25 protein-coding genes are annotated in these 26,334 nt (G+C 72.6%); 3 read left to right on the top strand and 22 right to left on the bottom strand.

What is annotated here, in order from left to right; all coding sequences use genetic code 11:
- The 16 genes from HCK00_RS12995 to arc form a co-directional block, all read right to left on the bottom strand.
- Nucleotides 1-891 (bottom strand): diacylglycerol kinase, encoded by an 891-nt coding sequence (locus HCK00_RS12995; protein WP_168102021.1) that lies wholly within the window; start codon nt 889-891, stop codon nt 1-3.
- A gap of 37 nt (nt 892-928) precedes the next feature.
- Nucleotides 929-1,924, bottom strand: a complete 996-nt coding sequence (gene tatC, locus HCK00_RS12990) for a twin-arginine translocase subunit TatC (RefSeq protein WP_168102020.1) — start codon at nt 1,922-1,924, stop codon at nt 929-931.
- A 54-nt stretch (nt 1,925-1,978) separates the two neighbouring features.
- Complete coding sequence (gene tatA, locus HCK00_RS12985) at nt 1,979-2,278, bottom strand: Sec-independent protein translocase subunit TatA (protein ID WP_168102019.1); 300 nt, start codon at nt 2,276-2,278, stop codon at nt 1,979-1,981.
- A 211-nt stretch (nt 2,279-2,489) separates the two neighbouring features.
- Nucleotides 2,490-2,699: a hypothetical protein gene (locus HCK00_RS12980; RefSeq protein WP_168102018.1), complete on the bottom strand. Its 210-nt coding sequence runs from the start codon at nt 2,697-2,699 to the stop codon at nt 2,490-2,492.
- Between the two features lie 141 nt (nt 2,700-2,840).
- Nucleotides 2,841-3,098 (bottom strand): hypothetical protein, encoded by a 258-nt coding sequence (locus HCK00_RS12975; RefSeq protein ID WP_168102017.1) that lies wholly within the window; start codon nt 3,096-3,098, stop codon nt 2,841-2,843.
- Nucleotides 3,095-4,057, bottom strand: a complete 963-nt coding sequence (locus tag HCK00_RS12970; protein ID WP_168102016.1) for a helix-turn-helix transcriptional regulator — start codon at nt 4,055-4,057, stop codon at nt 3,095-3,097. Before HCK00_RS12970 ends, HCK00_RS12975 begins: the two co-directional genes overlap by 4 nt.
- A gap of 124 nt (nt 4,058-4,181) precedes the next feature.
- Nucleotides 4,182-5,132 (bottom strand): helix-turn-helix transcriptional regulator, encoded by a 951-nt coding sequence (locus HCK00_RS12965; protein ID WP_168102015.1) that lies wholly within the window; start codon nt 5,130-5,132, stop codon nt 4,182-4,184.
- A gap of 127 nt (nt 5,133-5,259) precedes the next feature.
- Entirely contained in the window at nt 5,260-5,634 is a 375-nt protein-coding gene (locus tag HCK00_RS12960; RefSeq protein ID WP_168102014.1) for an FKBP-type peptidyl-prolyl cis-trans isomerase, read from the bottom strand.
- 60 nt (nt 5,635-5,694) lie between these two features.
- The gene (locus tag HCK00_RS12955; protein WP_168102013.1) at nt 5,695-6,606 is read right to left on the bottom strand and encodes an FKBP-type peptidyl-prolyl cis-trans isomerase; all 912 of its coding nucleotides are present in this window, start codon (nt 6,604-6,606) and stop codon (nt 5,695-5,697) included.
- A 171-nt stretch (nt 6,607-6,777) separates the two neighbouring features.
- Nucleotides 6,778-8,139: a Pup--protein ligase gene (gene pafA, locus HCK00_RS12950; protein ID WP_168102012.1), complete on the bottom strand. Its 1,362-nt coding sequence runs from the start codon at nt 8,137-8,139 to the stop codon at nt 6,778-6,780.
- Nucleotides 8,140-8,148: 9 nt separating this feature from the next.
- Entirely contained in the window at nt 8,149-9,600 is a 1,452-nt protein-coding gene (locus tag HCK00_RS12945) for an MFS transporter (protein ID WP_311765296.1), read from the bottom strand.
- A gap of 343 nt (nt 9,601-9,943) precedes the next feature.
- Entirely contained in the window at nt 9,944-10,699 is a 756-nt protein-coding gene (prcA, locus tag HCK00_RS12940; RefSeq protein ID WP_168102011.1) for a proteasome subunit alpha, read from the bottom strand.
- A 57-nt stretch (nt 10,700-10,756) separates the two neighbouring features.
- Complete coding sequence (prcB, locus tag HCK00_RS12935; protein WP_168102010.1) at nt 10,757-11,602, bottom strand: proteasome subunit beta; 846 nt, start codon at nt 11,600-11,602, stop codon at nt 10,757-10,759.
- A gap of 339 nt (nt 11,603-11,941) precedes the next feature.
- Nucleotides 11,942-12,160: a ubiquitin-like protein Pup gene (locus HCK00_RS12930; RefSeq protein ID WP_168102009.1), complete on the bottom strand. Its 219-nt coding sequence runs from the start codon at nt 12,158-12,160 to the stop codon at nt 11,942-11,944.
- 154 nt (nt 12,161-12,314) lie between these two features.
- On the bottom strand, nt 12,315-13,826 hold the full coding sequence (dop, locus tag HCK00_RS12925; RefSeq protein WP_168102008.1) for a depupylase/deamidase Dop: 1,512 nt from the start codon (nt 13,824-13,826) through the stop codon (nt 12,315-12,317).
- A 217-nt stretch (nt 13,827-14,043) separates the two neighbouring features.
- Entirely contained in the window at nt 14,044-15,810 is a 1,767-nt protein-coding gene (gene arc / locus HCK00_RS12920; RefSeq protein WP_168102007.1) for a proteasome ATPase, read from the bottom strand.
- Nucleotides 15,811-16,052: 242 nt separating this feature from the next.
- Here arc and HCK00_RS12915 point away from each other — a divergent pair, with 242 nt between their 5' ends.
- On the top strand, nt 16,053-16,376 hold the full coding sequence (locus HCK00_RS12915; protein ID WP_168102006.1) for a ferredoxin: 324 nt from the start codon (nt 16,053-16,055) through the stop codon (nt 16,374-16,376).
- Nucleotides 16,377-16,438: 62 nt separating this feature from the next.
- Here HCK00_RS12915 and HCK00_RS12910 read toward each other — a convergent pair whose 3' ends face one another.
- The 3 genes from HCK00_RS12910 to HCK00_RS12900 form a co-directional block, all read right to left on the bottom strand.
- Complete coding sequence (locus HCK00_RS12910; protein WP_168102005.1) at nt 16,439-17,068, bottom strand: hypothetical protein; 630 nt, start codon at nt 17,066-17,068, stop codon at nt 16,439-16,441.
- Between the two features lie 282 nt (nt 17,069-17,350).
- Entirely contained in the window at nt 17,351-18,259 is a 909-nt protein-coding gene (locus tag HCK00_RS12905) for a tRNA (adenine-N1)-methyltransferase (protein ID WP_168102004.1), read from the bottom strand.
- Nucleotides 18,260-18,330: 71 nt separating this feature from the next.
- On the bottom strand, nt 18,331-19,611 hold the full coding sequence (locus HCK00_RS12900; RefSeq protein WP_375781959.1) for a site-2 protease family protein: 1,281 nt from the start codon (nt 19,609-19,611) through the stop codon (nt 18,331-18,333).
- A 248-nt stretch (nt 19,612-19,859) separates the two neighbouring features.
- Between HCK00_RS12900 and HCK00_RS12895 the strand changes: the two genes are divergently transcribed.
- Both HCK00_RS12895 and HCK00_RS12890 read left to right on the top strand, forming a co-directional pair.
- Nucleotides 19,860-20,957, top strand: a complete 1,098-nt coding sequence (locus HCK00_RS12895) for a RecB family exonuclease (RefSeq protein ID WP_168102003.1) — start codon at nt 19,860-19,862, stop codon at nt 20,955-20,957.
- An 18-nt stretch (nt 20,958-20,975) separates the two neighbouring features.
- Nucleotides 20,976-21,647, top strand: coding sequence for a response regulator (locus tag HCK00_RS12890; protein WP_168102002.1), 672 nt, complete (start codon nt 20,976-20,978; stop codon nt 21,645-21,647).
- A gap of 130 nt (nt 21,648-21,777) precedes the next feature.
- On the opposite strand, the gene HCK00_RS12885 is transcribed toward HCK00_RS12890, so the two are convergent.
- From HCK00_RS12885 to HCK00_RS12875, 3 genes are all read right to left on the bottom strand, one after another.
- A complete protein-coding gene (locus HCK00_RS12885; RefSeq protein ID WP_168102001.1) occupies nt 21,778-23,367 on the bottom strand; it encodes an ABC transporter substrate-binding protein in 1,590 nt (529 codons plus the stop codon).
- Between the two features lie 64 nt (nt 23,368-23,431).
- Entirely contained in the window at nt 23,432-25,030 is a 1,599-nt protein-coding gene (locus HCK00_RS12880) for an ABC transporter substrate-binding protein (protein ID WP_168102000.1), read from the bottom strand.
- A 427-nt stretch (nt 25,031-25,457) separates the two neighbouring features.
- Nucleotides 25,458-26,159 (bottom strand): HAD family hydrolase, encoded by a 702-nt coding sequence (locus HCK00_RS12875; RefSeq protein WP_168101999.1) that lies wholly within the window; start codon nt 26,157-26,159, stop codon nt 25,458-25,460.
- Between the last annotated feature and the right edge of the window lie 175 nt (nt 26,160-26,334).

The following is a 26,334-nucleotide window of genomic DNA, read 5'->3' as shown; positions in this document are numbered from 1 at the left end:
TCAGGGGACCAGCAGCCGCACCGCGCCGGGCACCGACGTGACGTCCAGCGGCAGCGGGCCCAGGGGCTCCCCGTCGGCGTAGGCCGTCACCCCGGGCGCGTCCAGCGTCACCGTCCGCGCGCGGAGGGTGCGCACGGCGGGGTGGGAGACGTGGGTGCCGCGGTAGACCCGGGGGAAGACGCCCAGCAGCGTGGCGCGCGAGCAGGGGCCGACCACGGTGAGATCGAGCAGCCCGTCGTCGTCCCGGGCGCCGGGGCAGATGCGCATCCCGCCCCCGTAGGCCGGGCCGTTGCCGACGGCGACCAGGGTCGCCTCGATCTCCTCGGCGGGCTCTCCGTCCCGCCGGATCCGGTACCGGAACGGGCGCAGCGCGGCGAGCTCGGCCAGCAGCGCGAGGTCGTAGCGGAGCCGGCCGCGGGGCCAGGGCAGCCGGTTGCCCCGGTCGTTGACGCGGGAGTCGAAGCCCGAGGCCAGGACGGTGCCGAACCAGCGGCTCCCCGCACGGCCGAGGTCGGCGGGGCGCCCGCCGTGCGCCTTCAGCGCCGTGGCGGCGGTCCGGGCGGCGGCGGCCGGGTCGCGGAGCGGCAGGCCGTGGGTGCGGGCGTAGTCGTTCCCGGAGCCGACGGCGATGACCCCGAGCGGCACCGGGGTCCCGGCGACGGCGCCCAGCGCGAGGGAGACCGTGCCGTCGCCGCCGACGGCCAGCAGGGCGCCGGTTCCGGCGGCCACCGCCTCCCGGGCACGGGCACCGGCGCCGGCCGCGTCGGCGCCGAGGACGGTCCGGACGGTGTGGCCGGCGTCCCGCAGGACGCGGGCGGCGGGGCCGACGGCGCGCGCTCCCCCGCCGCGGCCCGCGGCGGGGTTGACGAGAAGGGTGATGTCGCTGGTCAAGAGGGCTCCCCCGAGATCGTCGGAGGAGCGTACCGGGTCAGGTCGCGTCGTCGAAACCGTTGACCCGGGTGTTCCTCTCTCCGTGGTCCCCGCGGTCCCCGCGGTCCTCGCGTGTCTGCTGCGGCGGCAGCGCGGGGCGCCCGGAGGCTCCGGCCGGTTCCGAGGGGGCGATCTCGCCGTACGGCAGGTCGAGTTCGGAGGCCTCGTCGGGCGAGAGTTCCGCGTCCTCGCGGGCCCGCCGGCGGGAGTCGTTGAGCAGGGAGAGCGCCACCGCGGCGAAGTACAGCACCCAGATCGGCATCGCCAGGGCGAGCATGGTCAGCGGGTCCGTGCTGGGGGTGGCGATGGCCGAGAAGAGCGTGATGCCCAGGACCATGCCGCGCCACCAGCCGAGCATGCGGCGGCCCGAGAGGACGCCGCCGAGGTTGAGCATGACCAGCAGCAGCGGCAGTTCGAAGGAGAGCCCGAAGACGATCACCATGCGGGTGACGAGGTCCAGCAGGTCGTCCAGCGGCAGCAGGTTGTCCACGCCGCCCGGGGTGAACTCGATGAGGACCTTGGCCGTGGTCGGCAGGACGAGGTACGCGAACCAGCCGCCGCCCAGGAAGAGCGGGAAGCCGGCGCCGACGAACGCCAGCGCGTACTTCTTCTCCTGCCGGTGCAGCCCGGGTGCCAGGAACGCCCAGAGCTGGTAGAGCCAGACCGGCGAGGCCAGCACCAGGCCGGCCATCAGGGAGACCTTGAGGGCGAGGGTGAAGGGCGTGATCAGACCGTTGATGGTGATCTGGGCACAGGTGGTTCCCTCGTCCTTCTGCGCGAGTTCGGCGAAGGACTGCCTGCAGCCGACCGAGTTGAGCACGGGCCGGGTGAACAGCTCGATGATGTCGTTGTAGAAGAACGCCGCGACGATCGTGACCGCCAGGATGCCCAGCAAGGCCTTGACGAGCCGGTTGCGCAGCTCGCGCAGATGCTCCGCGAGGGGCATCCGCCCTTCGGGGTCCTTCTCCTTCTTACGGCGGGCGGACTTGAGCAACCCACGTCCTCATTCTCGCGCGGCGGGCCCTCCCGGGCCGCCTGTCCGGGTCGGTCAGCGCTGGGTCGTGCGGTCACCCGGCTCGCCCACGGGGCGGGCTCCGGTGACGTCGCCGGGCGCCGCCTTGATGGTGCGGTGCGGCTGGTCGGACTGGTCGGACTGGTCGGCGGGCGGGTCGGACGGGGCGCTCTCGGACTGCTTGCCCTCGGACTTCATCGCCCGCGCCTCGCTCTTCAGGATGCGGGCCGACTTGCCCAGGGAACGGGCCATGTCGGGCAGCTTCTTCGCCCCGAACAGCAGGATGACGACAACGAGAATGAGGATGATCTCGGCCGGACCGAGCCTTCCGAACATAAGCCTTTACCTTCTCACCGGGACGTCGTGGGTGGGGCCACCGGGCGAATCCGGGCAGATGTCCGGACTGCGGCCCGCCAGCGATCGTAACCCGCAGGTGTGAACACCGGGCAAGCCCCCGGTGCCCTCCCGTTCGCGCGGCCCCGTCCCGTACCGGGCCGCCCCAGCAGCGTACCGGGACGGGCCGGGCACCGGGAGTGGGGCTCCGGCCTCAGCCCGGGCGGTGCGCCTGGGCCCGGGAGGCGAGGGGGACGGCGGCGCGTTCCAGGTCGTCCGCGGCGCGGTCGATCCGCCGCGACGCCTCGGCCACCTGCCGCGCCAGCCGGCGGGTCTCGATCAGGACGCGGGCGGCGAGGACGCCGAGCACGGCGAGACCGCAGAAGGCGAGGGCGACGGCGGCGATGGGCCAGGTCCAGGACATACGGCGAGCCTAGCCGAGCGGCCCGGCCCGGCCTCCGGCGCGGGAGGAGGGACAGGGAGGGAGGAGCGGTGCCGCCGGAGACCGGGAACAGGAATGCCCCCGTCGCTCCGCCCTTCGCGCGAGGGCCCGGGCGGGCGGCCGTCAGACGGTCGAGTACAGCCGCAGGGTGCGCACGCCGCCGCCGGTCAGCAGGGCCACGATCCGCTCCCCCGCCGGCTTGCGCACGGCGGTTCCGCAGTCGGGGCAGGTGAAGGAGTAGAAGGTGGTCCGGTCCGTGGCGCCGATGGCCAGCCGTATGGCGTCGGAGGCCAGTTCGAACCGGCCCCGGCAGTCGGGGCAGGCGGCCCGGAAGAGCACCGCCCTCGTCACCGTGTCCATCCGCCCGCTCCTCACGCTCATTCCCCGTAGGCGGCCAGCGCCCGGCACGCGCTCTCCCGGGCGCTCTCGGCCAGGCCGGGCGGGGAGGCGATGCGGCCGTCACCGCCCAGCCGGAGGGCGAGGCGGCGCAGCCCGGCCGGATCGGGGGTACGGAGGGTGATCCGCAAACCGCCGTCGGGGAGTTCCTCGGCGCTGTCGTGCGGATAGTACTCGGCCACCCAGCGTCCGCCGGGCCCCGTCTCCACGACCACCTCCGGGTCCCCGGCGGCGGGCTGCACCAGCCCTTCGGAGAGGTCACGGAGCTCGAGCTGGGGCGGGTCGGCCGCCTCGTCCAGCAGCCGGATCTCGGCGACGCGGTCCAGCCGGAAGGTACGCCGGGCCTCGGAGGTCCGGCACCAGGCCTCCATGTAGGTGTGGCCGACGGCGAAGAGGCGGATGGGGTCCACCTCGCGCTCGGTCAGCTCGTCCCGGGCGGGCGAGTAATAGCGCAGCCAGAGCCGGCGCCGCTCGGAAATGGCCCGGTCCACGTCGGCGAAGACACCGCCCTCGGACTCGAAGGTCACCGAGAGACGGGAGCTGGCGCCCGCGGCCTCACCGGCGGCGGCCTCCAGCTTGGCGGTGGCCCGCAGCAGCGCCTGCCGGTCGCTCTCCCGCAGACCGGGGAGGGTGGCCACGGCGCGCGCGGCCACCAGCAGCGCGGTGGCCTCGTCGGCGGCGAGCCGCAACGGCGCGCCGGAGCTGCTGCCGGCGGCGTCGGGATTGCGCCACCAGATGTGCTCACCGTCGGTGTCGATGTCGAGCAGGTCGCCGCCGCGGAAGCTGGTGCCGCACATCGGCAGCACGGTGAGGTCGGCGATGAGCTCGTCCTCGGTGATGCCGAATGCCCGGGCGACGTCGGCGACGCGGGCGCCGGGGCGCTCGCGCAGATACGTCACCAGCGAGAGCATCCGGCGGGTCTGGTCGATCGCGTTGGTGGCCATCAGCGGTTCCGCGGTTCCGTTCCCTGTTCTTCGGGTTCTCGGGTTCTTCGGTACTGCCGGGGTCCACCCGGTGCTCCGGCCCCGCCGGGCCGCGCCGGACCGTTCCCCGTCCTGTCGGTTTCCGTCAGCCCTTGGCCACGGCGCGCAGCCGTTCGACCACGTCCGTGCGCAGCTCGTCCGGTCCGAGGACGACCACGTCGGGCCCGAACTCCACGAGCCAGGCGTCGAGCCCGTGCCCGTAGGGGATCTCCAGCTCGTCCCAGCCCGCACCGGTCTCCCGGACGGCGACCGCCCGGGCCCGCAGCGGATACCCCGCCCCGGTCCGCAGCCGGATCCGGGCCGTGCTCGTCGCGACCTCGCCGGCCCAGCGCTCCACCGTCTCCCGCACGGTGACCTGGTCGGGCACCGGTGCGGTGAAGGCGCCGGCGCGGGAGCGGACCCGGCCCGTGATCCGGGAGAGCCGGAAGACGCGCTCGGCGCGGCGCTCACGGTCCCAGCCGGCGAGATACCAGTGGCCCCGGCAGCACTCCAGGACCCAGGGCTCGACGTGCCGGCTCTCCGGGCGGACGGCGCTGGACTTGCGGTAGTCGAAGACGACGGGGCGCCGGTCACGGCAGGCCAGCATCAGCGGCTCGAACGCGGGCTCGTGCGCGGGGATGCGCGGCTCCAGCGGGCTGTGGCCGTAGCCCTCCCCGGCGAGCGGCATCCCGGCCGCCCGCAGCTTCTGCAGCGCGCCGCTGGCCGCGCCGGCCAGCCGGGCCTGCTGCCACACCTTGGCCGCCAGACTGAGCGCGGCGGCCTCCTCCGCGTCGAGGGAGACCGGCGGGAGGCGGTTGCTGTCGCGGGCCGCGCGGTAGCCGATCTCGCCGTCGACGCTCTCCACCGTCTCGATGACCAGGCCGAGTTCCCGCAGATCATCCTTGTCCCGCTCGAACATGCGGTTGAAGGCGTCGTCGCCGCCGGCCTCGATGTACGCCTCGATCGAGGACCGGAGCTCGCGCTTGCTGAGCGGGCGCCGGGTGCCCAGCAGGCACAGCGCCAGGTTCATCAGCCGCTCGGCCTTGGCAATGGCCATCGACGCCCTCTCTCGTTGTCTCCCCGACGGACGACCGTACCGCCCCGGAGGGCACCGGTGAAAGCGAGGGCCCGTGCCGGTGACGGCACGGGCCCTCGGGGGCGGCCGCGGACGGCCCGCCGGTCGTTCAGACCGCGACCAGGTCGCAGACGAAGATCAGCGTCTCCCCCGGCTTGATGCGGCCGCCGCCGGCGCCGCGGTCACCGTAGGCGAGGTGGGCCGGGATGGTCAGCTGGCGGCGCCCGCCGACCTTCATGCCCTGCACGCCCTGGTCCCAGCCGGAGATGACCTGGCCGACACCGAGCTGGAACTGGAGCGGGGTACCGCGGTTCCAGCTCGCGTCGAACTCCTCACCGGTGCTGAAGGCAACCCCGACGTAGTGGACGGAGACGGTGTCCCCGGCCTGGGCCACGGGTCCGTCGCCCTCCCAGATGTCCTTGATCTCCAGATCGGCCGGCGGCTCGCCGCCCGGGAAGTCGACCTCGGGCTTCTCGATGCTCACTGAAGTGCTCCTAGAGAGAATGTGCGTCGGCGGAACCGTAACAGTCCGGTACGGCGGCGATCACTTCACGTCCAGGATGTCCACGACGAAGACCAGGTCCGACTTGATCTGCTTCCGCTGCTCCTTGGTGAGCTCGTCCTGCGGGACGATCAGCATGACCCGGCTGCCGGCCTTCTGGCCCTTCAGCCCTTCACTCCACCCCGGCATCTGCGCGATGGGGACGTCCTGCGGGGTGCCCTGCGCCCAGGTGTCACCGCCGGGCTCGCCGCCCTTCCAGAGGGTGAGCCCGTAGTGGACGCTCAGGGTGTCCTTGGCCCCGACCTCCTTGCCGGAGCCCTGGATGATCGTCTTGGCGGTGACCTCGCCCGGCGCCTTCCCGTCCTCGGGGACGGTCACCTTCGGCACCGTGCCGTCGGTCTTGGTGGACACCTTCGGCAGGGCCGCGTCGTTCTGCGGCACCTCCTCGCCCTTGGGCTCGGTCGGCATGACCTTCTTCAGGTCGACGACGAAGACGAGCGTGGAGTTGGCGGGGATCTTCTCCTGCTTCTGCTCGCCGTAGCCCTTGTCCGGCGGGATGACCAGTTCGACACGGCTGCCGAGCTTCTGGCCGACCAGGCCCTCGTCCCAGCCCTTGATAACCTTGCCGGCGCCGATCTGGAAGGTGGCCGCCTCGCCGCGGTCGTAGCTGTTGTCGAAGACCTTGCCCTCCCAGGTCTGACCCAGGTAGTGGGCGTTCAGCGCCTCGCCCTTCTTGAGCACGGCGCCGTCGCCCTCCTTGAGGACCTTGACCTTCAGTTCCTTGGGCGGGTCACCCTCGCCCTTGGCGACCTTGGGCTTCTCGCCCTCACCCCCCGTCACGGCGGGGACGGAGCCGGACTTGCCGTTGGAGGTGTCGGCGTCGTCCCCGCCGCCGCAGGCAGCGGCGGAGACGAGCAGCAGGGGGACAGCCAGCAGGGCTGCGATTCGGCGCACGGTGATTCCTCGTGTGGGGGCTGCGGTGGGTGGGGAACGGACGGTGCCACTGTAACCACGGTGGGCGCCGCGGCGGGGAATCCCGGCCCGCCGGGACCCCCGCCACCCGTTCCGCGTCCGCCGCCGCGCCCCGGGGCGGGCGCCGCGCCGGCCCCCGGCCCGGCGCCAGGGTCACATGCCGGCGATCAGCTTCTCCACGCGGTCGTCCACCGACCGGAAGGGGTCCTTGCAGAGCACCGTGCGCTGGGCCTGATCGTTGAGCTTGAGGTGCACCCAGTCCACCGTGAAATCCCGCCGCTGCTCCTGCGCCCGGCGGATGAAGTCGCCCCGCAGCCGGGCCCGGGTGGTCTGCGGGGGCACCGACTTGCCCTCGAAGATCTTGAGGTCATTGCAGATGCGTGCCGCCTGACCACGCCGTTCCAGCAGGTAGTACAGCCCCCGGCGGCGGTGGATGTCGTGGTAGGCGAGGTCTATCTGGGCGACCCGCGGGTGGGACATGGTGAGGTTGTGCTTGGCCCGGTAGCGCTCCAGGAGCTTGTACTTCATCACCCAGTCGATCTCGGTGCCGATGCGGTCCAGGTCCTCGTCCCCGATCGCGTCCAGGGTGCGGCCCCACAGCTCCAGCACGCGCTCGACGACCCCGGTGCGGATGCCCCGGCGCTCGCAGAAGTCGACCGCCTTCTCGTAGTACTCCTGCTGTATCTCCAGGGCGGACGCCTCCCGCCCGCTGGCCAGCCGCACCTTGCGGCGCCCGGTCATGTCATGGCTGACCTCGCGGATCGCCCGGATCGGGTTCTCCAGGGTGAGGTCGCGCATGACGGTGCCCGCCTCGATCATGCGCAGCACCAGGTCGGTGGCGCCGACCTTGAGCAGCATGGTCGTCTCGGACATGTTGGAGTCGCCCACGATGACGTGGAGACGGCGGTAACGCTCCGCGTCGGCGTGCGGCTCGTCCCGGGTGTTGATGATCGGCCGGGACCGGGTGGTCGCGGAGCTCACACCCTCCCAGATGTGCTCGGCGCGCTGGCTGACGCAGTAGACGGCCCCGCGCGGGGTCTGCAGCACCTTGCCCGCGCCGCACAGCAGCTGCCGGGTGACCAGGAACGGGATGAGGATGTCCGCCAGCCGGGAGAACTCCCCGTGCCGCGCCACCAGGTAGTTCTCGTGACAGCCGTAGGAGTTCCCGGCCGAGTCGGTGTTGTTCTTGAAGAGATAGACGTCGCCGGCGATGCCCTCCTCGTGCAGCCGGCGCTCGGCGTCGACGAGCAGCCCCTCGAGGATGCGCTCGCCCGCCTTGTCGTGGGTGACCAGCTCGATCACGTTGTCGCACTCGGGAGTGGCGTACTCGGGGTGCGAGCCCACGTCCAGGTAGAGGCGGGCACCGTTGCGCAGGAAGACGTTGCTGCTCCGGCCCCAGGAGACGACACGGCGGAAGAGGTACCGCGCCACCTCGTCAGGGGACAGCCGGCGTTGCCCCCTGAACGTGCACGTGACGCCGTACTCGTTCTCCAGCCCGAAAATGCGGCGATCCATGCCTGAACATTACGCCGTGCCGCCCCGTCTGAAACCGTGTTCGGGGTCGCCGTCCCGGTCCTTTTCCCGATCAGGCCCCTGATCGGCGCGCGGCCCGCCCTCCTGGCCCCGGGCGGAGGGCACCGCCGCGCGGGGCACGGCGTACGGGGCGTCGAGGATCCGCCGGGTGGCCAGCAGCACCAGCAGCGCGGCGCAGCCGGACGCCCCGGCGACGGCGAACCCCGCCGGGCTCCCGGCGTACTCCACGGCGGGCCCCGCGGCGGCCGTCCCGGCCGCCGCGCCCACCCCGAAGGTGGTCACCAGCCAGGAGAACGCCTCGGTGACCGTGCCCCGCGGGGCGTGCCGGTCCACGACGACGAAGGCGCAGGCGAGCGCCGGGGCGAGGAAGACCCCCGCCAGCACGGCGAGCGCGGTCATCGCGACCGGCCCCGGGGTGAGGATCAGGGGGAGGTAGCCCACGGCGAGCAGGGCGGCGAGGACCCGCAGCCTCCGCTCCGGGGCGCCCGTCCAGCTCCGGGCACCGTACGCCACCCCGCCGATCAGCGCCCCGAGGCCGAGGGCCGACATGATCAGGCCGTAGACGGTGTTCCCCCCGCCGCCCCCGCCGTACCCGTCGGCGTACGCGACCGCGGCGACCGTGATCGAGCCGAGCGCCGTACCGACGAAGAAGAAGGCACCCAGCAGGGACAGCAGCCCCCGGGAACGGAGCGCGCCGAGCCAGTGGGACTCACGGGGCGCCGAGCGCCAGGCGCGGGAGGGCGCGGAGAGCACCACCGAGAGGGCGCCGAGGACACCGACGGCGTTGACCGCCACCAGGGCGCCCGCCTCGGACCACAGCGCCACCCCCAGGACGAGGACCAGCGGCCCGGCGGTGAACATCACCTCCTGGGCGACGGCGTCCAGGGCGTAGGCGGTCTGTACCCGGCCGGCGGGGTCCGGCCGGCCGGACGGGGCGGGCCGGTCCCGCTTCCGGTCCCCGCGGCGGGCGGCGGCGCCGTCCCCAGCGGCCCGGCCGCCGCCCGCGCCGGTCCCGCCGCCGCCCGGCGGTGTCCCACGGGCGCCGGCGGCCAGGACATCCGGCCAGAGCGCGCGCAGGCCGCCCTCCAGCGGCGGTGTGCAGAACCCGGCCGCCACGACGGTGGCACAGGCCAGGGGGAGCGGCTCGGGGCCGGTGACGGCGAACCCCACCATCGCCAGGGCCGAGAGGACCGCGGCGGGCAGCATCACCCGGGGCTGCCCGTAGAGGTCGGCGGCGCGCCCCAGCAGGGGCTGGCCGGCGGCGTTGGCGAGGCCGTAGGCGGCGGCCAGCGCTCCGGCGAGGGCGTAGCCGCCGCCCTCGGCCCGTACCAGGAGCACGATGGCGACATGCCCGGTGGCGTTGGGCAGCCGGCCGACGAGGGTGCCGGTCAGCAGCCGCGCCGCGTGCGGGGTGCGCAGCAGTTCGGCGTATCCCGAGGCCACCGCGGGTCCCTTCTCTCGATTCCTTCCCGGGTCCCGGGTCCGGGGTCCGGGGTCCGGGGTCACCGGTCACGGGCCTCGCGCCCCGGCTCTCCCGGGGCCCGGTCATGCCCTGCGTGGCGGGCCACGCCCGGCTCCCGCGTTCGCAGGCCCGGGCCGCCCGGGGAACGCCCCGGGGCCCCGCACCGGGCCCCGGGCCACCGTCCCGGCCCGGAGGCGAGGGCCTCCCGGGCCACCCCGGCAGCAGGCGGACGGCGGACGGGGGCCGCCTCCCGGAGCCGGGCGCGCCGGTGCCCCGGCGGCCGGTGTTCACCGCCGGGGCACGGGGCCGCTCACCGCGGCCGGGCTACTCCTCGCCGTCCGCGGACTCCGCCGGCTCATCTGCCGGCTCCTCCGCGCCGGCGTCCGGCTCCAGCAGCCGGGACAGCTGCCGGCCCTCGACCCGGCGGAACTTGCGCTGCTGCGGGCGGGTACGGTCCAGCACCGCAACCTCCAGCCGTTCGGCGGGGATCTCCCGCTCCCCGCCGTTGGTGTCGCGCGAGAGGGCCTGCACGGCCAGCTTGAGCGCCTCCGGGAGCGTCATGCCGTCCCGGTGGCGCTGGTCGAGGAAACCGCTGATCTGCTCCGCGTTGCCGCCGACGGCCACCGAGCCGTGCTCGTCGACGATGGACCCGTCGTGCGGCAGGCGGTAGATCTGGTCGCCCTCGGGGGTCTCCCCCACCTCGGCGACGACCAGTTCCACCTCGTAGGGCTTCTCGCCGGCGCTGGAGAAGATGGTGCCCAGGGTCTGCGCGTAGACGTTGGCGAGCCCGCGGGCGGTGACATCCCCGCGGTCGTAGGTGTACCCGCGCAGGTCCGCGTAGCGGACCCCGCCGATGCGGAGGTTCTCGTACTCGTTGTACTTGCCCGCCGCGGCGAAGGCGATCCGGTCGTAGATCTCGCTGAACTTGTGCAGCGCGCGGGACGGGTTCTCCCCGACGAAGACGATGCCGTCGGTGTATTGCAGCACGACGAGGCTGCGGCCGCGCGCGATGCCCTTGCGGGCGTACTCGGCGCGATCCGCCATGGCCTGCTGGGGTGAGACATAGAACGGTGTCGACACCGGCTATCCGTCCCTTTCTGTCCGTGTCGGTGACCAGTGCGTGCCGGTGACCCGGCCTCAGAGCAGTGCGGCCCGGGGGCCGTCGGGCTCCTCCAGCCGGCGTTCGTGGATCGACCGGACGATCCCGGACGCCTCCTCCTCCGAAAGCCGCCGGTAGCCCTGGCCGGTGATGACCGAGACCACGGGGTAGATGCGGCGGGCCAGATCGGGGCCGCCGGTGGCCGAGTCGTCGTCCGCGGCGTCGTAGAGGGCCTGGACGACCGCCGTGACGGCGTCCTGCTCGCCGAGGTCCTCGCGGTAGAGCTTCTTGAGCGCTCCGCGGGCGAAGACCGAGCCGGAGCCGGTGGCGGCGTAGCCCCGCTCCTCGGAGCGGCCGCCGGTGACGTCGTAGCTGAAGATGCGGCCCCGCTCACGGTCGACGTCCCAGCCGGCGAAGATGGGGACGACCGCCAGGCCCTGCAGGGCCATCCCGAGGTTGCCCCGGATCATCGTGGAGAGCCGGTTGGCCTTGCCCTCCAGTGAGAGAAGGGTGCCCTCGACCTTCTCGAAGTGCTCCAGCTCCAGCTGGAAGAGTTTCACCATCTCCACCGCGAGGCCCGCCGTTCCGGCGATGCCCACGGCGCTGTACTCGTCGGCCGGGAAGACCTTCTCGATGTCCCGCTGGGCGATGATGTTCCCCATGGTCGCCCGGCGGTCACCGGCCAGCACCACTCCGCCCGCGAAGGCCGCCGCGACGATCGTCGTGCCGTGCGGGGCCTCGACGGCGCCCTGGACCGGGGGGAGCGGACGCCGGCCGGGCAGCAGCTCCGGCTGGTGGTCGGCGAGAAAGTCCATGAAGGAGGGCGAGCCCGGCGTCAGGAAGGCAGCCGGCAGACGCCCGGGCATACGAGGGTTGGCTTCCACGCGTTTCCTTCCGCAGATGCGGCCCGGGCACATCCGTCGGGCCGGTAGCTGAACAGTCCGTCATGCCGTGTGTTCCGGGGAACCGGCACGCTCGGGACCTTACCCTTCTCCCGGCCGTGATCCACATGTTCCCCCGTTCCCGCGAACGGAGGCCCGCGCTCCACCGCCGCGCGGGCCACCCGGACACCTTCCCGCCACGCGCCGTGACCGGCCGGGGCCGCGCCGGAGTCCCTCCGGCTCCGGCGGGCGCCCGTCCGCCACGGCGGCTTCCCGCCCCGTGCGGGGCGCCACGCCTGGTGACGCCCCGCACGGCAGGCCGGAGGCCGGGGATCGGCCCGGTTACTCGCCGCCCTTCTGGACGAAGCTGCGCACGAAGTCCTCCGCGTTCTCCTCCAGGACGTCGTCGATCTCGTCGAGGACGGAGTCCACGTCGTCGTCGAGCTTCTCCTGGCGCTCCTTGAGGTCCTCCGAGACCTGCGCGTCCTGCGCGGTCTCCTCGGTCTCCTGTGTGGGACGGGTGGCCTTCTGCTGGCCGCCGCCGGTGTCCTTGGTCGCCATTTCCCTCACCCCGCTCGGTTCGACCCAGCTTGACTGGAACGGTCGAGTTCAGACCCTACACAGCGGGTCCGACATCGGCTCGCTGCTCGCTCGCCCTCCTCCCGGGCCCAAAGGCCCACCCGATGAATCCCTGCTCCCGGGCCTTCGGCCGCCGTCAGCCGCCCGACAGCACCCGGACCAGCTCCTCCGCCGTGCGGCAGCGGTCCAGGAGTTCCTTGACGTGATCCCTCGTGCCGCGCAGGGGCTCCAGGGTAGGTACCCGCTGAAGCGAGTCCCGACCCGGCAGGTCGAAGATCACCGAATCCCAGGAGGCGGCCGCCACCTCGTCGGCGTACTGTTCCAGGCAGCGGCCCCGGAAGTAGGCGCGGGTGTCCTCCGGCGGGGCCGTGACGGCCCGCTCCACCTCGGCCTCGTCCAGCAGCCGCTGCATGCGGCCGCGGGCGGCCAGCCGGTTGTAGAGGCCCTTGTCGGGGCGGACGTCCGCGTACTGCAGGTCCACCAGGTGGAGCCGCGGGGCGTCCCACTCCAGGCCGTCCCGGCGCCGGTAGCCCTCCAGCAGTTCCCGCTTGGCGACCCAGTCCAGCTCGCGGGAGAGGCTCATCGGGTCCCGCTCCAGCCGGTTCAGGACGTCCTCCCAGCGGGCCAGCACGTCCCGGGTCTGCTGGTCGGCGTCCGAGCCGTAGCGGTCCTCGACGTACTTGCTCGCCAGCTCGTAGTACTCCATCTGGAGCTGGACGGCGGTGAGGGTGCGCCCGCTGCGGAGCGTGACGGGACGGCGCAGCGTGGTGTCGTGGGAGACCCGGTGGAGGGTCCGGACCGGCTGGTCGACGGCGAGGTCCACCGCGATGAAGCCGTCCTCGATCATGGAGAGCACGAGCGCGGTGGTGCCGAGCTTGAGGTAGGTCGAGATCTCGGAGAGGTTGGCGTCCCCGATGATCACATGCAGCCGCCGGTACTTCTCGGCGTCCGCGTGCGGCTCGTCCCGGGTGTTGATCAGGGGCCGCTTGAGGGTGGTCTCCAGGCCGACCTCGACCTCGAAGTAGTCGGCGCGCTGGCTGAGCTGGAAGCCGTGCTCATGGCCGTCCTGCCCGATGCCCACCCGGCCGGCGCCGGTGACGACCTGGCGGGAGACGAAGAAGGGCGTCAGGTGGCGCACGATGTCCGAGAACGGGGTCTCCCGCTTCATCAGGTAGTTCTCGTGCGTGCCGTACGAGGCGCCCTTGTTGTCGGTGTTGTTCTTGTAGAGGTGGATGGGCTGGGCCCCGGGGAGCTGGGCGGCGCGCTCGGCGGCCGCCGCCATGATCCGCTCGCCGGCCTTGTCCCAGAGCACCGCGTCGCGCGGGCTGGTGACCTCGGGGGCGCTGTACTCGGGGTGCGCGTGGTCGACGTAGAGCCGGGCGCCGTTGGTCAGGATGACGTTCGCCAGGCCGATGTCCTCGTCGGTCAGCTGGCTGGAGTCCGCCGTCTCCCGGGCGAGGTCGAACCCCCGGGCGTCGCGCAGCGGGTTCTCCTCCTCGAAGTCCCAGCGGGCCCGGCGGGCCCGGTGCATCGCCGCCGCGTAGGCGTTGACGATCTGGGACGAGGTGAGCATGGCATTGGCGTTCGGGTGTCCCGGGACGGAGATCCCGTACTCCGTCTCGATGCCCATTACTCGCCGTACGGTCATGCGGCCCTCCTTGCCCGGCGCCGGCCCCGGGCGGGGCCGGTGCTCACGTACCGCAGCCACCGCGGTACGTGTGCGGTGCCCGTCCCCACGTCCCGTGGCCGGGCGGTCACCGCAAGCCTAGAACGCCGTGGGGACGGCGGGGAGATCATTTGCTCCATTGCCGAAAACGCACTCGGCTGCGGATGCCCGCCGGGGACATCCGCAGCCGGGGCGTGGCCTACAGGTACTGGCCGGTGTTGGCGACGGTGTCGATGGACCGGCCGGTGTCGGCCCCCTGCTTCCCGGTGACGAGGGTGCGGATGAAGACGATCCGCTCGCCCTTCTTGCCGGAGATGCGGGCCCAGTCGTCGGGGTTGGTGGTGTTGGGGAGGTCCTCGTTCTCCTTGAACTCGTCGACGCAGGCGGCGAGCAGGTGGGAGACGCGCAGACCCTTCTGGTCGTGGTCGAGGAAGGCCTTGATGGCCATCTTCTTGGCCCGGTCCACGATGTTCTGGATCATGGCGCCGGAGTTGAAGTCCTTGAAGTAGAGGACCTCCTTGTCACCGTTGGCGTAGGTGACCTCCAGGAAGCGGTTCTCCTCGGACTCCGCGTACATCTGCTCGACGACGGACTGGATCATGCCGTCGACCGCGGCCGCGGGCGAGCCGCCGTGCTCGGCGACGTCCTCCGCGTGCAGCGGGAGCGTCGGCTTCAGGTACTTGCCGAAGATGTCCTTCGCCGCCTCCGCGTCCGGGCGCTCGATCTTGATCTTCACATCGAGGCGGCCGGGGCGCAGGATCGCGGGGTCGATCATGTCCTCGCGGTTGGAGGCGCCGATGACGATGACGTTCTCCAGGCCCTCCACGCCGTCGATCTCGGCGAGCAGCTGGGGGACGATGGTGTTCTCCACGTCCGAGCTGACGCCCGACCCCCGGGTACGGAAGAGCGACTCCATCTCGTCGAAGAAGACGATGACGGGCGTGCCCTCACTCGCCTTCTCCCGGGCCCGCTGGAAGACCAGGCGGATGTGGCGCTCGGTCTCGCCCACGTACTTGTTGAGCAGCTCGGGGCCCTTGATGTTGAGGAAGTAGCTCTTGCCGGCGGGGCGGCCGGTGACCTCGGCGACCTTCTTGGCGAGGGAGTTGGCGACGGCCTTGGCGATGAGCGTCTTGCCGCAGCCGGGCGGGCCGTAGAGCAGGACGCCCTTGGGCGGCCGCAGCTCGTGCTCCTTGAAGAGGTCGGGGTAGAGGTATGGCAGCTCGACGGCGTCCCGGATCAGCTCGATCTGGTTGCCCAGGCCGCCGATCCGCTCGTAGTCGATGTCCGGCACCTCTTCGAGGACGAGCTCCTCGACCTCGCTCTTGGGGACGACCTCGTAGACGTAGCCGGAGCGGGGCTCCAGCAGCAGGGCGTCACCGGCCCGGATGGTGGCTCCCATCAGCGGCTCGGCGAGCCGGACCACCCGCTCCTCGTCGGTGTGGCCGATGACCAGGGCGCGCTCGCCGTCCTCCAGGATCTCCTTGAGGGTGACGATGTCCCCGGCGCGCTCGAACTCCATGGCCTCGACCACGTTGAGCGCCTCGTTGAGCATGACCTCCTGGCCGCGCCGGAGGTCGTCGAGTTCCACACCGGGGCTGACATTGACCCGGAGCTTGCGCCCTCCGGTGAAGATGTCGGCCGTGCCGTCCTCGTTGCCGTGCAGGAAGACCCCGAAGCCGGCCGGGGGCTGTGCGAGCCGGTCGACCTCCTCCTTGAGGGCCACGATCTGGTCGCGGGCCTCACGGAGCGTGTTGGCCAGCCGTTCGTTCTGGGCGGAGACCCCGGCCAGATTGGTCTGCAGCTCGACGATCCGCTCCTCGAGAATCCTCGTGTGCCGCGGAGAGTCGGCGAGCTTGCGGCGCAGGACGGCGATCTCCTGCTCCAGATAGGCAACCTGACCGGCGGGGTCCTCGGACCCCCGCCCCGGCCGGAAGCCGCGGTCGATGTCGTCGTCGTGGGCTGCCACGGTCCTCACCTCCTCCAAGGGGAGCTGGACGCTTCCTGACCCTACCTGGACCGGTGGAGGTTGAAACCCCTAGATCACAAAGACGGTCGGGGTGTGTCCGATCTTCACCCTTGCGTACTCCCTCACGCCAGCAGATACCCACCCAGCAACATCGGAAAGCGGGCGGTTGTATCGTCGGGACGGTCAACACCCGTCAAAGCTGGCTTCAATTGATCCACCGACCCAGGGAAACGGCAGGCGAGATGAGCGTGCAGGACGAGGCGGCCCCCGGCGCTACGGCGGGCACGGCCCCGGCCGAGCTGGAGGTCTGGATCGACCAGGATCTGTGCACCGGCGACGGCATCTGTGCCCAGTACGCGCCCGAGGTCTTCGAACTCGACATCGACGGCCTCGCATATGTGAAGGACACGGAGGACGAACTGCTGACGGCGCCCGGGGCCACCACCCGGGTACCGCTGCCCCTGCTGCGCGAGGTGGCCGACTCGGCCCGGGAATGCCCCGGGGAGTGCATCCACGTCCGTCGGGTTTCGGACAAGGTGGAGATCTACGGCCCTGACGCGGAGTGACCGCCCGGTGACCGTGCCGGCCCGGCGGCCGGCGCGGCCGACGGTCAGACCGGTCAGACCGGTCAGACGCTGCCGGGAGCGGCGAGGGCGGCCAGCCGGAAGGAGCCGTCCCGCCACCGCCAGATCACCTCGCGCCGCTGGTCCGGGCAGCAGCGGGGCACCTCGGCCGAGGAGTAGCCGAGCAGCGTGGCGGAGATGCCGCGCCCGGTGACGGCGAGATCGGCGACGTTCATCCGCTCCGCGGGGTCCAGCAGCGTCTCCAGGACCTCGGGCCCCGCCGCCCCGTGCGCCAGGACGTAGAGCCCGTGCGGCGGAGTGCCCATGCCGGCGGCGCAGCTCACCACCGCCACCGTCTCCGGGCGGCCGTCGCCGTCCAGGTCGGCCGACCCCTTCTCCACGACCTCGGTCCCGGCCGTCCCGCACTCCAGCGGGTAGCGCGCGGACTCCGCGTCGGGCGCCCCGCCGGTACGGCCCGCCGGCTCGGCGGACGTCCGGTCCCCGGTGTCTCCCGAGGCCCCGGAGGACGCCGCCGGCGCCGTGGTGGCCGTCGCGCCGGACGGCTGGAGGAAGGCGGCACCGCCGACCACGGCGGCCAGGGCGGTGGCGGTGACGAGCCAGTGCACCGGGCGGGAGCGGGCGTGCGCCCGCGCCGGGCGGGGGGCGGACGGCTGAGGGCATGCCGGGGCCTGCACGCGCTGAGCCTCCTGGAGGTGCGGAGCCGGTGGGATGGCCTGCATCGTGCCATATCTCACACCGGCCCGGAACGCCCGGGCCCCCCGTGCCGCGAAGAGTGGCCAAAGGTTTACCGGGCCGCCGCGGGGCGGTCACGGCTCCGCCGCCCGGCCCCGGCGGAACCGGCGGGAGGGGCCGCCTCCCACCCGACCCGGCGCGGGAGCACCGGGCCGTTTCCCGGTCTCCTGGGACGGGGCGAGTGAGGACGGCCGGCCGGGCCGGGGGCGGCGGAGCGCTGCCGTTCAGGCGCGGGCGGCGCCCCCGCTGCCGGACCCCGGGCCGGTGTAGTCCTCGCCGTAGGCGCCCTTCGCGGGGCGGCGGCGGCGCAGCGGCGGTTCCACGCCGTCGGCCAGGCGGCGGGCGGTGAGCAGGAAGCCGGTGTGGCCGACCATGCGGTGGTCGGGGCGGACGGCCAGCCCTTCCACGTGCCAGGTGCGGAGCATGGTCTCCCAGGCGGTCGGCTCGTTGAAGGTGCCGTGCTCGCGGATCGCCTCGACGGTGCGGGCGAGCTGGGTCGTGGTGGCCACGTAACAGCAGACGATGCCGCCGGGCACCAGGGCCTTGGAGACGGCCTCCAGGCACTCCCAGGGGGCGAGCATGTCCAGGATGACGCGGTCGACCTCGGTGTCGGAGAGGTTGTCCTGGAGGTCGCCGACGGTGAGCCGCCAGGCCGGGTGCTCGGCCCCGAAGTAGCGGCGGACGTTCTCGGCGGCGATCTCGGCGAAGTCCGCCCGGCGCTCGTAGGAGTGGAGCATGCCCTGGTCGCCGATGGCGCGCAGCAGGAAGGTGCTGAGCGAGCCGGAGCCGACGCCCGCCTCGACGACACGCGCGCCGGGGAAGATGTCGGCCATGGCCAGGATCTGCCCCGCGTCCTTGGGGTAGACCACGGCGGCGCCGCGGGGCATGGACAGGACGTAGTCGGGGAGCAGCGGGCGCAGCGCGAGATACGCGACGTTCCCGGTGGTACGGACAACACTGCCCTCGGGAGCGCCGATCAGCTCGTCGTGCGGGAAGGCACCCTTGTGGGTGTGGAAGCTCTTCCCGGCTTCGAGCGTGAACGTGTAGTGGCGTCCCTTGGGATCGGTGAGCTGGACCTGGTCCCCGACCTCGAAGGGCCCGCGACGGCGGGCGGCACCGGTCGGTTCGGACATGTGACCAGCCTACCGGTCCCGGCGGCGGCCTCCCGCCACGGCCGGGAGCCCGGACCAGGGCCCTCGGCGGGTCAGGAGTGGCGGGCCATGGCCGAGACGAAGGCGCGTTCGACGTCGGCGGTGGAGAGCACCCCGTAGACCTCGCCGGTCTCCTCGACCACCAGGTACTCGGTGGCGGGGGTCGTCCGGAGGCTCTCCAGCAGGTCCTCCCCGCTGAGTTCGGCGGAGACCCGCATGCCCGGCCTGAGTTCCTGCGCGAGCCCGCCGGTGGCGACCCAGGGGCGGCGGTGCTCGGGCACTCCCGCGATCGACGCCTCCCGCACCAGCGCCGTGGGCTCCCCCTGGCCGTCCACCACCACCAGGGCGCGCGCGCCCGCCTCGTTGGCCCGGCGGAGCGCCTCGGAGAGCGGGGTGTCGGCCGATACGGGTACCGCCCGGCGGGTGAGGTTGCGGGCCCGCAGCTCCGGCAGGCGCTCCCGGAGCCGGGCCATGCGCAGGCTGTTGCCGGCACCGGTCCAGATGATCCCGGCGAGGATGGCGGCGAGCAGCGCGTCGGTGACGGTGTCGACCCCGCCGAACTCCTCGGGCGCGTTGCCGAGCCGCCCCGAATGGGTGAGCAGCGGCAGCCCGGCGAGGACGACGATGGCGAGCGCCCGCCCGGTCCAGGCCGCGGCGACGGTTCCGCTCATCGGCCGCCCGGTGACCTTCCAGACCACGGCGCGCAGCATCCGCCCGCCGTCCAGCGGCAGTCCGGGCAGCAGGTTGAACGCCGCGACGATCAGGTTGGAGATCATCAGACCGGCCATCAGCACCCCCGGGACCGTGCCCGGCTCGACCGCGTACATGCCGAGGTAGAACAGGCCGGCGAGGACGAGGGAGAGCAGCGGGCCGACGAAGGCGAGGACGAACTCGCGCCCGGGGGTCTCCGACTCCTTCTCGATCTCCGAGACACCGCCGAAGAACTGCAGCTGGATCCGGCGGACGGGGAGCTTGTAGCGGAGCGCGACGACGGTGTGCGCCAGCTCGTGGACGAGCACCGAGCCGTAGAAGGCGACGGCGAAGAAGAGCGAGACGAGATAGCGCAGGTTTCCGAGCTCCGGCAGGACCCGTTCCAGCTGCCCGCCGAAGACCCAGGTGATGAGGGCGGCCACCAGGAACCAGCTCGGCGCCACATAGACCGGCACCCCGAACGGACGGCCCATCAGGATGCCGCCTCCGGTGCCGGGCGGGCGCTTCCGCTCGCGGTCACCGCCCGGGGCGTTCCCGCCGCCGGGGCGCGGGTACCCGTTCCCGGCAGGGCCGCCGCTCTCGGGGCCCTCGCCGCTCTCGCCGCTCTCGCCGCTCTTGTCCACAGGGGCCTTTCGTCGCTGCGTCACCCGGTCGCCTGCCACCCGTCCGCTCCACACCCCGGGGCCGGCCGCGGGGCCGGCCGGGCGCGGCCCCGTCCCCCGGGCGGGCCCCCGGTGTCCCGCCGGGTGTCCCGTCGGTCGGTTCCGCTCCCGCCCCGCGGCCGGTCCCGGGCGGGGGCGCGCGGTACGGGAAGCTCTGCGGTCGATGGTATGCGGACGGGTGTCGGTCCCGGGCCGTAGGGTCGTACGCCATGGGAACCAGCACCGAGCACGCGGGCACCGGCGGAACCGGCCGGGGCCCGGACGGCGGCCCGCCGGCGCCGGCGGCCGCGCAGGGCGCTCCGGGCAGCGCCCCGGGCGCCACCAGCGCCGCGGGAGAGGGCGCACAGCGCTCCTCCGGGGCACCGGCGCGCCCGAGGACGCCGGGGGGCCCGGCGGCCCTCACGTCGCTGTCGCCGTCCCGCGCCGCCGACTTCATGACCTGCCCGCTGCTCTACCGCTTCCGGGTGATCGACAAACTGCCGGAGCGTCCCAGCGCGGCGGCCACCCGGGGGACGCTGGTCCACGCGGTGCTGGAACGCCTCTTCGACGCCCCGGCCGCGGAGCGCACGGCGGGACGGGCCCGCTCGCTGCTCCCCGGGGAGTGGGAGCGGCTGCTGGCGGCCCGGCCGGAGCTGGCGGAGCTGTTCCAGGAGGAGGACGGCGCCCGGGACGGCGGCGCGGGCCCGGTGGACCCCGCCCGGCTGGCGGAGTGGCTCGCGGAGGCGGAGCGGCTGCTGGCCCGGTGGTTCACGCTGGAGGACCCCACCCGGCTGGAACCCGCGGAGCGTGAGCTGTTCGTGGAGACCACCCTGGAGTCCGGGCTGCGGCTGCGCGGCATCATCGACCGGGTCGACGTGGCGCCGGACGGCGCGGTGCGCATCGTCGACTACAAGACCGGCAAGGCCCCGCGCCCCGAGTACGCGGGGGACGCGCTGTTCCAGATGAAGTTCTACGCGCTGGTCCTGTGGCGGCTGCGGGGCACGGTGCCGCGCCGCCTCCAGCTGGTCTACCTGGGCAGCGGTGACGTGCTCAGCTACGACCCGGCCGAGGAGGACCTGCGCGCCACGGAGCGGAAGGTGCTGGCCCTGTGGACGGCGATCCGCCGGGCGGCCCGGACGGGCGACTGGCGGCCCCGGCCGGGCAAGCTGTGCGGCTGGTGCGACCACCGGGCGGTGTGCCCGGAGTTCGGCGGGACTCCCCCACCGTGCCCGCCCGTCATCCCCGCGCCGGTACCTCCGCCTGCGCAGGCGGAGGCGGAGCCGGGCGGCCCCGCGGGAAGCGGCCAGGGCACAATGGGCGGGGTCTGAGTGAAGGGGAGTTCCACCGTGGCCATCCGTGTCCTCCTGGTCGACGACCAGCCGCTGTTGCGCACCGGTTTCCGGATGATCCTGGAGGCCGAGCAGGACATCGCCGTGGTGGGCGAGGCCGGGGACGGCCTCCAGGCCCTGGACCAGGTCCGGGCGCTCCAGCCCGACGTGGTGCTGATGGACATCCGGATGCCCCGGATGGACGGCGTCGAGGCCACCCGCCAGATCACCGGCCCCGGGCGGGACGGCCCGGCCAAGGTGCTCGTCCTGACCACGTTCGACCTCGACGAGTACGTGGTGGAGGCGCTGCGCGCGGGGGCCAGCGGCTTCCTGCTGAAGGACGCCCCCGCGCAGGAGCTGGTGCAGGCGATCCGGGTGGTCGCCTCGGGTGAGGCGATGCTCGCGCCGAGCATCACCCGCCGGCTGCTCGACAAGTACGCCGCCAAGCTCCCCTCCGGCGAGGAGCCGGTTCCGGACACGCTGCACACGCTGACGGACCGCGAGGTGGAGGTGCTGAAGCTGGTCGCCAAGGGGCTGTCCAACGCGGAGATCGCAGCCGATCTGTTCGTCAGCGAGACCACGGTGAAGACCCATGTCGGCCATGTCCTGACCAAGCTCGGCCTGCGGGACCGGGTACAGGCGGCCGTCTACGCGTACGAGAGCGGGCTGGTGCGGCCGGGCGGGCACTGAGGCCGCCGGGCGGGCTCCGCCCACGGCCGGAGCGGGAGCCGGGACCGGGGGCCGGTGCTGAGGGCTCCCCGCGGAGGGCGCCCTCAGCTTCCGGCCGGCCGCCGGGCGCCCCCGGGCCGCCCGGCGCGGATCACTCCTCTTCCGCCTCGGCCTTGCTGATCTCCCAGAAGCGGAACACCGTGGAGGCGTCCAGAGACCACTCCAGGCCGGCGATGTCACCGCGCGCCACGGCGTACTGCTTGCCCTGCCACAGCGGCAGCACCGGCAGCTCCTCGGCCACGATGTCCTGCACCTCGCCGAAGTTCGACGCGGTGGCGGCCCGGTTGGCCTGCGCGGCGGTGCTGGGGATCAGCTGCCGGACGATCCGCTCGGAGTCGTAGTTGTTGCCGAGGACGTTGCCCTCGCCGAAGAACGGCGCGGTGAAGTTGTCCGGATCCGGGTAGTCGGGCACCCAGCCCTTGACGTAGACGCCGTAGTCGCCGTTCCTGATGCCCTTTTCGTAGGCGCCCAGTTCGGTGGACTCGACCTTGGCGTCGAACAGGCCGCCGGCGTTGAGCTGCTCCGCGATCTCCTCGAAGGCGGGGACCGTGCCGGGGCCGTAACGGCTGGGGGTGGCGTGGAGGGTGAGCTCGACCGGCTCGGTGATGCCCTCGTCGCGCAGGGCCGCCTCGGCCTTGGCGGGCTGCGGCCGGTCGCCGTACAGGTCGAAGAAGGCCGTGTTGTGCGCGGTGATCCCGGAGGGGACGATCGAGTACAGCGGCTTGGCGGTGTACTTGTAGACGTCGCGGACGAGGGCGCTGCGGTCGACGAGATAGGCGACGGCCTTGCGCACCGCCTCCTTGCCGGCGACCGGGTGGTCGAGGTTGAAGACCAGGTGCTGGACCTCGGCGCTGGTCCCCTCGATCACCTCCAGCCCGTCCTTCTGGTCCGTCGTGGCGGTCTCCAGATCGCTGATGTCCTCGATGGACAGGCCGCGGTAGGCGAGGTCGAGGTCCCCCCGGCGCAGCGCCTCCTTCAGGGCGCCCTGGTTCCCCCGGTAGAACTTCATGGTCATCCCGGAGTTCTTGACCCTGGCGGGCCCCTGGTAGTCGGGGTTGACGGAGAACTTCGCCTCGGACCCGGCGTCGAAGGAGTCCAGCGTGTAGACGCCCGAGCCGACCGCCTTGCCGTCGGTCCGCAGCCGGTCCGCGGGGTACTCGCGGTGGTCGACGATGGAACCGGCGCCGGAGGCGATCTTCATGGGGAAGGTCGCGTCGGAGGTCTTCAGCCGGAAGATCACCGTCTTGTCGTCCGGCGTCTCGACCTTGTCGAGCGAGGACAGCAGGACGGCCGGGCCGTTCTCGTCGTCGATCCGCAGCGTCCGGCGGAAGGAGAAGGCGACGTCCTCGGAGGTCAGGCGGTTGCCGCCGGAGAACGTGAGGCCGTCCTTGAGGGTACAGCGGTAGACCTTGCTGGCGGAGTCCTCGAAGCCGCAGCGCTCGGCCGCCTCCGGCTGCGGGGTCGTCCCGCCGCGGGGGAAGCTGATCAGGGACTGGAAGACGTTGTTGAACAGCAGCCAGGAGCCCGGGTCGTAGCCCGAGGCGGGATCGACCGCGGTGACCTCGTCCGTCATTCCCATGACGACCGGCTCACCCGTACCTGCCGCGGAACCCCCGCCCCCGCATCCGGCCAGCAGCCCCGCCAGGGCCGGGACCACGAACAGGTGCTGACGTGCCCTCATGCGCAATGCTCACACCTCCTCGCTGGACTCCGGCCCCCGTCGGCGTCTCGGCCTGCCGGATCGGTCAGCCGGCGGAGCGGCCGAGCTCCCACAGTTGCAGTACCGACGACGAGTTGAGCGCCCACTCCACACCGGTGACGCTGTTCCGGGACGCCACGTACTGCTTGCCCTGCCAGAGCGGCAGGACGGGCACGTCCTCGGCGACGATGTCCTGGACCCGCTCGAAGCTCTTGGACGCCCCGGTCCGCTCCGCCTGCTGCCGGGTCTCCGGGATCAGCTGGCTGTGGATCTCCTTGTTGTCGTACGGGCTGTTGAGGAAGTTGTCCGGGGAGAAGAACGGCGCCGTGAAGTTGTCGGGGTCCGGGAAGTCCGGGTACCAGCCCATGCCGTAGACGGCGTAGGCGCGCTCGCTCTGGCTGGGGCGGAAGGTCTTCCATTCGAAGCCCTTGATGGTGACGTCGAACAGCCCGGTCTCGTTGAGCTGCTTGCGCAGGGTCTCGAACTCCGCCTTCGTGGCCGGCCCGTAGTGGTCCGTGGTGTAGGCGAGCTGCAGCTTGACGGGGATCTCGACGCCCGCGGCCTCCAGAGTGCGGCGCGCGGCCTCCGGGTCGGGCTCCCCGTAGCGGTTGAAGAAGGAGTTGACGTGGGAGCCGACGCTCCTGGGGATGATCGAGTAGAGCGGCTCGGCGCTGCGCTCGTAGACGTCCCGGACGAGTTCCTGGCGGTCCACGACCTGGGCCATCGCCCGGCGGACGGCCTTGTCGCCGGCGACCGGGTCCTCCGTGTTGAAGGCGAGGTAGCGGATCTCCTGGCCGGGGGTCTCCAGGAAGTTGATCTCCTTCGAGCCCTTCCGCTGCAACCGGGCTATCTGCTCCGGCGACATCGTGCGGCTCATCACCTCGATCTCGCCGTCCATGAGCGCCTTCTCCATGGCCTCGGCGTCCTCCAGGACCCGCAGCTCCACCTTCTCGTTGCGGATCTCGATCTGGCCCTGGTAGTTGGGGTTCTTGGTGAAGGTGAGCGTCTTGGCGACGCCGTCCTCCTCCTCCGTCTCCAGGGCGTACGGCCCGGAGCCGACCAGGTCGAAACCGTCGCGGAGCTTCTTGGCGTCGTAGCTCTCGGCGTCCACGATCGCGGCGGCCGGGGTGGCGAGCTTGTGCGGGAAGGTGGCGTCCGGCTGCTTGAGGTGGAAGACGATCTCGCGGTCGCCGAGGGTCTCGACCCGGTCGATGTTGGAGATCAGGGAGACGGGGCCGTTGGGGTCCTTGATGGCCAGCGTCCGCTCCACCGAGAACTTGACGTCCTCCGCGGTGAGGTCGTTGCCGTTGGAGAACTTCAGGCCCTCCCGGACCGTGCACCGGTACTGCTCGTTCTGCCGGTCGGTGAAGCCGCACTTGGAGGCCGCCTCGGGGACGGGCTCGCTGCCGGAGCGGGGCAGGGCCATCAGCGTCTGGAACGTGTTGCGCATGACGTTCCACAGGGCCATGTCGTACGCCAGGGCCGGGTCGAAGGGCGCCGGGGCGTCCTCGGTGACGACGAAGTGGTCCGTGGTACCGACGACAATCGCGTCCGCGCCGTCACCGCCTCCCGTGGCCCCGCAGGCGGCCAGGGCCGGGGCCAGCAATGCGATTGCTGCCGGCAGCGCCAGAGTCTTGCGGTTCATCTCGGGAGTCTCCTGCATTGCGATCCGTGCCCGGGACCTTACCGACGCCGGCGCCGCCGCCCCAGGGAGTGTGGTGAAGTTCTGGCGAAACATTAGTCCGCCGGGCCAGCGGCATTGGCACGGGGCGAAGTTGACGTCGGATAACACCCTGGTAACAGCCAGGACCCGTCCGATATACGGACGCCGGGTCGATTACCGCGTTCGGCGACCTATACGGACAGAAAGGCGCGGCGAGCACCCTCACGGGAGGGGTGAGAACACCCGGCGCCACCCCTGTCGACCGGCTGGCGCGTGAGAAACGTCACGGCCGCTTTCCGGACGAGTGGCCGGAAATTCCGTTAGCGCATTCGGGAAGCGTAACGGAAATCAACCGGGGTGGTCGCCCAGTGTCCCCGTCCCATACCGCGGGGTACGGAACGTGCACGGTTCAGTGCATTACCGTGATCAATCCCCGGAGAAAGGCGAGGTCGACTTCTTCCAGGGAAGTGACCACGGTGCGCCCCGGACCGGGGGCGACGGGGACCACCGAGGGCACCGCCACCACCGGGCAGCCCGCGGCCACCGCCGAGGCCACGCCCGTCGGGGTGTCCTCCACCGCCACGCAGCGGGCCGGGTCCGCGCCCAGCCCGGCGGCCGCCGTCAGATACGGGTCCGGGTGCGGCTTCGTCCGCTCCAGCTCGTCGCCGGCGAGCGTGAGGTCGAACCGGACGGAGCCGAGGGAGAGCAGGACCCGGTCGATCACCCGCCGGTGCGAGGCGGAGACCAGGGCCGTCGGCACCTTCTGCGCGGCCAGTTCCGCGAGCAGCCGGGCCGCTCCCGGCATCAGCGGCACCCCACGCCCCAGCATCTCCTCGAACCGGTCGTTGAGCAGCACGGACAGTTCCGGGACGGTGATGTCGGCCCCACTGGCCTCGATGAGGAGGGCGGCGGAGCGGGACATCGGCCCGCCCACGACCGCCTGGCGGAGGCGGGGGTCGAGCACGTGGCCCAGCTCGGCGAAGACCTCCACCTCGGCGTCCCACCAGAAGTCCTCGGTCGCCACCAGGGTGCCGTCCATGTCGAGCAGGACCGCCTGGAGGGCAGGTCCTCCGGTCCTGCCGGTGGCGAGTGCCGGGGTGCCACTGGTCATCCTTGCCCCTTCCGTCGAGGTCGCCGGCGGCACGCGCCTCCCCGCGGATACCGCGGATACCGCGGGGATTCCGGCCCCGGAGGCGCGACCGGCCGGCCACGGCCCCGGCGGGGCGTGGCCGGCCGTGCCGGACCGACCAGTCTACGACGGCCGCCGCGCGCGGTCGCGGCGAATC

Origin of the sequence: Streptomyces zingiberis (assembly GCF_012034935.1) — a bacterium.
GTDB classification, from domain to species: domain Bacteria; phylum Actinomycetota; class Actinomycetes; order Streptomycetales; family Streptomycetaceae; genus Streptomyces; species Streptomyces zingiberis.
Note: the sequence above shows the minus strand (reverse complement) of the source record. Positions and strands in the feature narration are given on the sequence as shown.

What these genes read in the sequence shown, in the direction of transcription:
- tatA (WP_168102019.1), bottom strand. Translation starts at nt 2,278, where the DNA reads ATGTTCGGAAGGCTCGGTCCGGCCGAGATCATCCTCATTCTCGTTGTC.
- HCK00_RS12965 (WP_168102015.1), bottom strand. Translation starts at nt 5,132, where the DNA reads ATGGCCATTGCCAAGGCCGAGCGGCTGATGAACCTGGCGCTGTGCCTG.
- HCK00_RS12980 (WP_168102018.1), bottom strand. Translation starts at nt 2,699, where the DNA reads ATGTCCTGGACCTGGCCCATCGCCGCCGTCGCCCTCGCCTTCTGCGGT.
- HCK00_RS12875 (WP_168101999.1), bottom strand. Translation starts at nt 26,159, where the DNA reads ATGACCAGTGGCACCCCGGCACTCGCCACCGGCAGGACCGGAGGACCT.
- dop (WP_168102008.1), bottom strand. Translation starts at nt 13,826, where the DNA reads ATGACCGTACGGCGAGTAATGGGCATCGAGACGGAGTACGGGATCTCC.
- HCK00_RS12970 (WP_168102016.1), bottom strand. Translation starts at nt 4,057, where the DNA reads ATGGCCACCAACGCGATCGACCAGACCCGCCGGATGCTCTCGCTGGTG.
- HCK00_RS12880 (WP_168102000.1), bottom strand. Translation starts at nt 25,030, where the DNA reads ATGAACCGCAAGACTCTGGCGCTGCCGGCAGCAATCGCATTGCTGGCC.
- pafA (WP_168102012.1), bottom strand. Translation starts at nt 8,139, where the DNA reads ATGGATCGCCGCATTTTCGGGCTGGAGAACGAGTACGGCGTCACGTGC.
- HCK00_RS12915 (WP_168102006.1), top strand. Translation starts at nt 16,053, where the DNA reads ATGAGCGTGCAGGACGAGGCGGCCCCCGGCGCTACGGCGGGCACGGCC.
- HCK00_RS12975 (WP_168102017.1), bottom strand. Translation starts at nt 3,098, where the DNA reads ATGAGCGTGAGGAGCGGGCGGATGGACACGGTGACGAGGGCGGTGCTC.
- HCK00_RS12895 (WP_168102003.1), top strand. Translation starts at nt 19,860, where the DNA reads ATGGGAACCAGCACCGAGCACGCGGGCACCGGCGGAACCGGCCGGGGC.
- HCK00_RS12885 (WP_168102001.1), bottom strand. Translation starts at nt 23,367, where the DNA reads ATGAGGGCACGTCAGCACCTGTTCGTGGTCCCGGCCCTGGCGGGGCTG.
- HCK00_RS12930 (WP_168102009.1), bottom strand. Translation starts at nt 12,160, where the DNA reads ATGGCGACCAAGGACACCGGCGGCGGCCAGCAGAAGGCCACCCGTCCC.
- HCK00_RS12905 (WP_168102004.1), bottom strand. Translation starts at nt 18,259, where the DNA reads ATGTCCGAACCGACCGGTGCCGCCCGCCGTCGCGGGCCCTTCGAGGTC.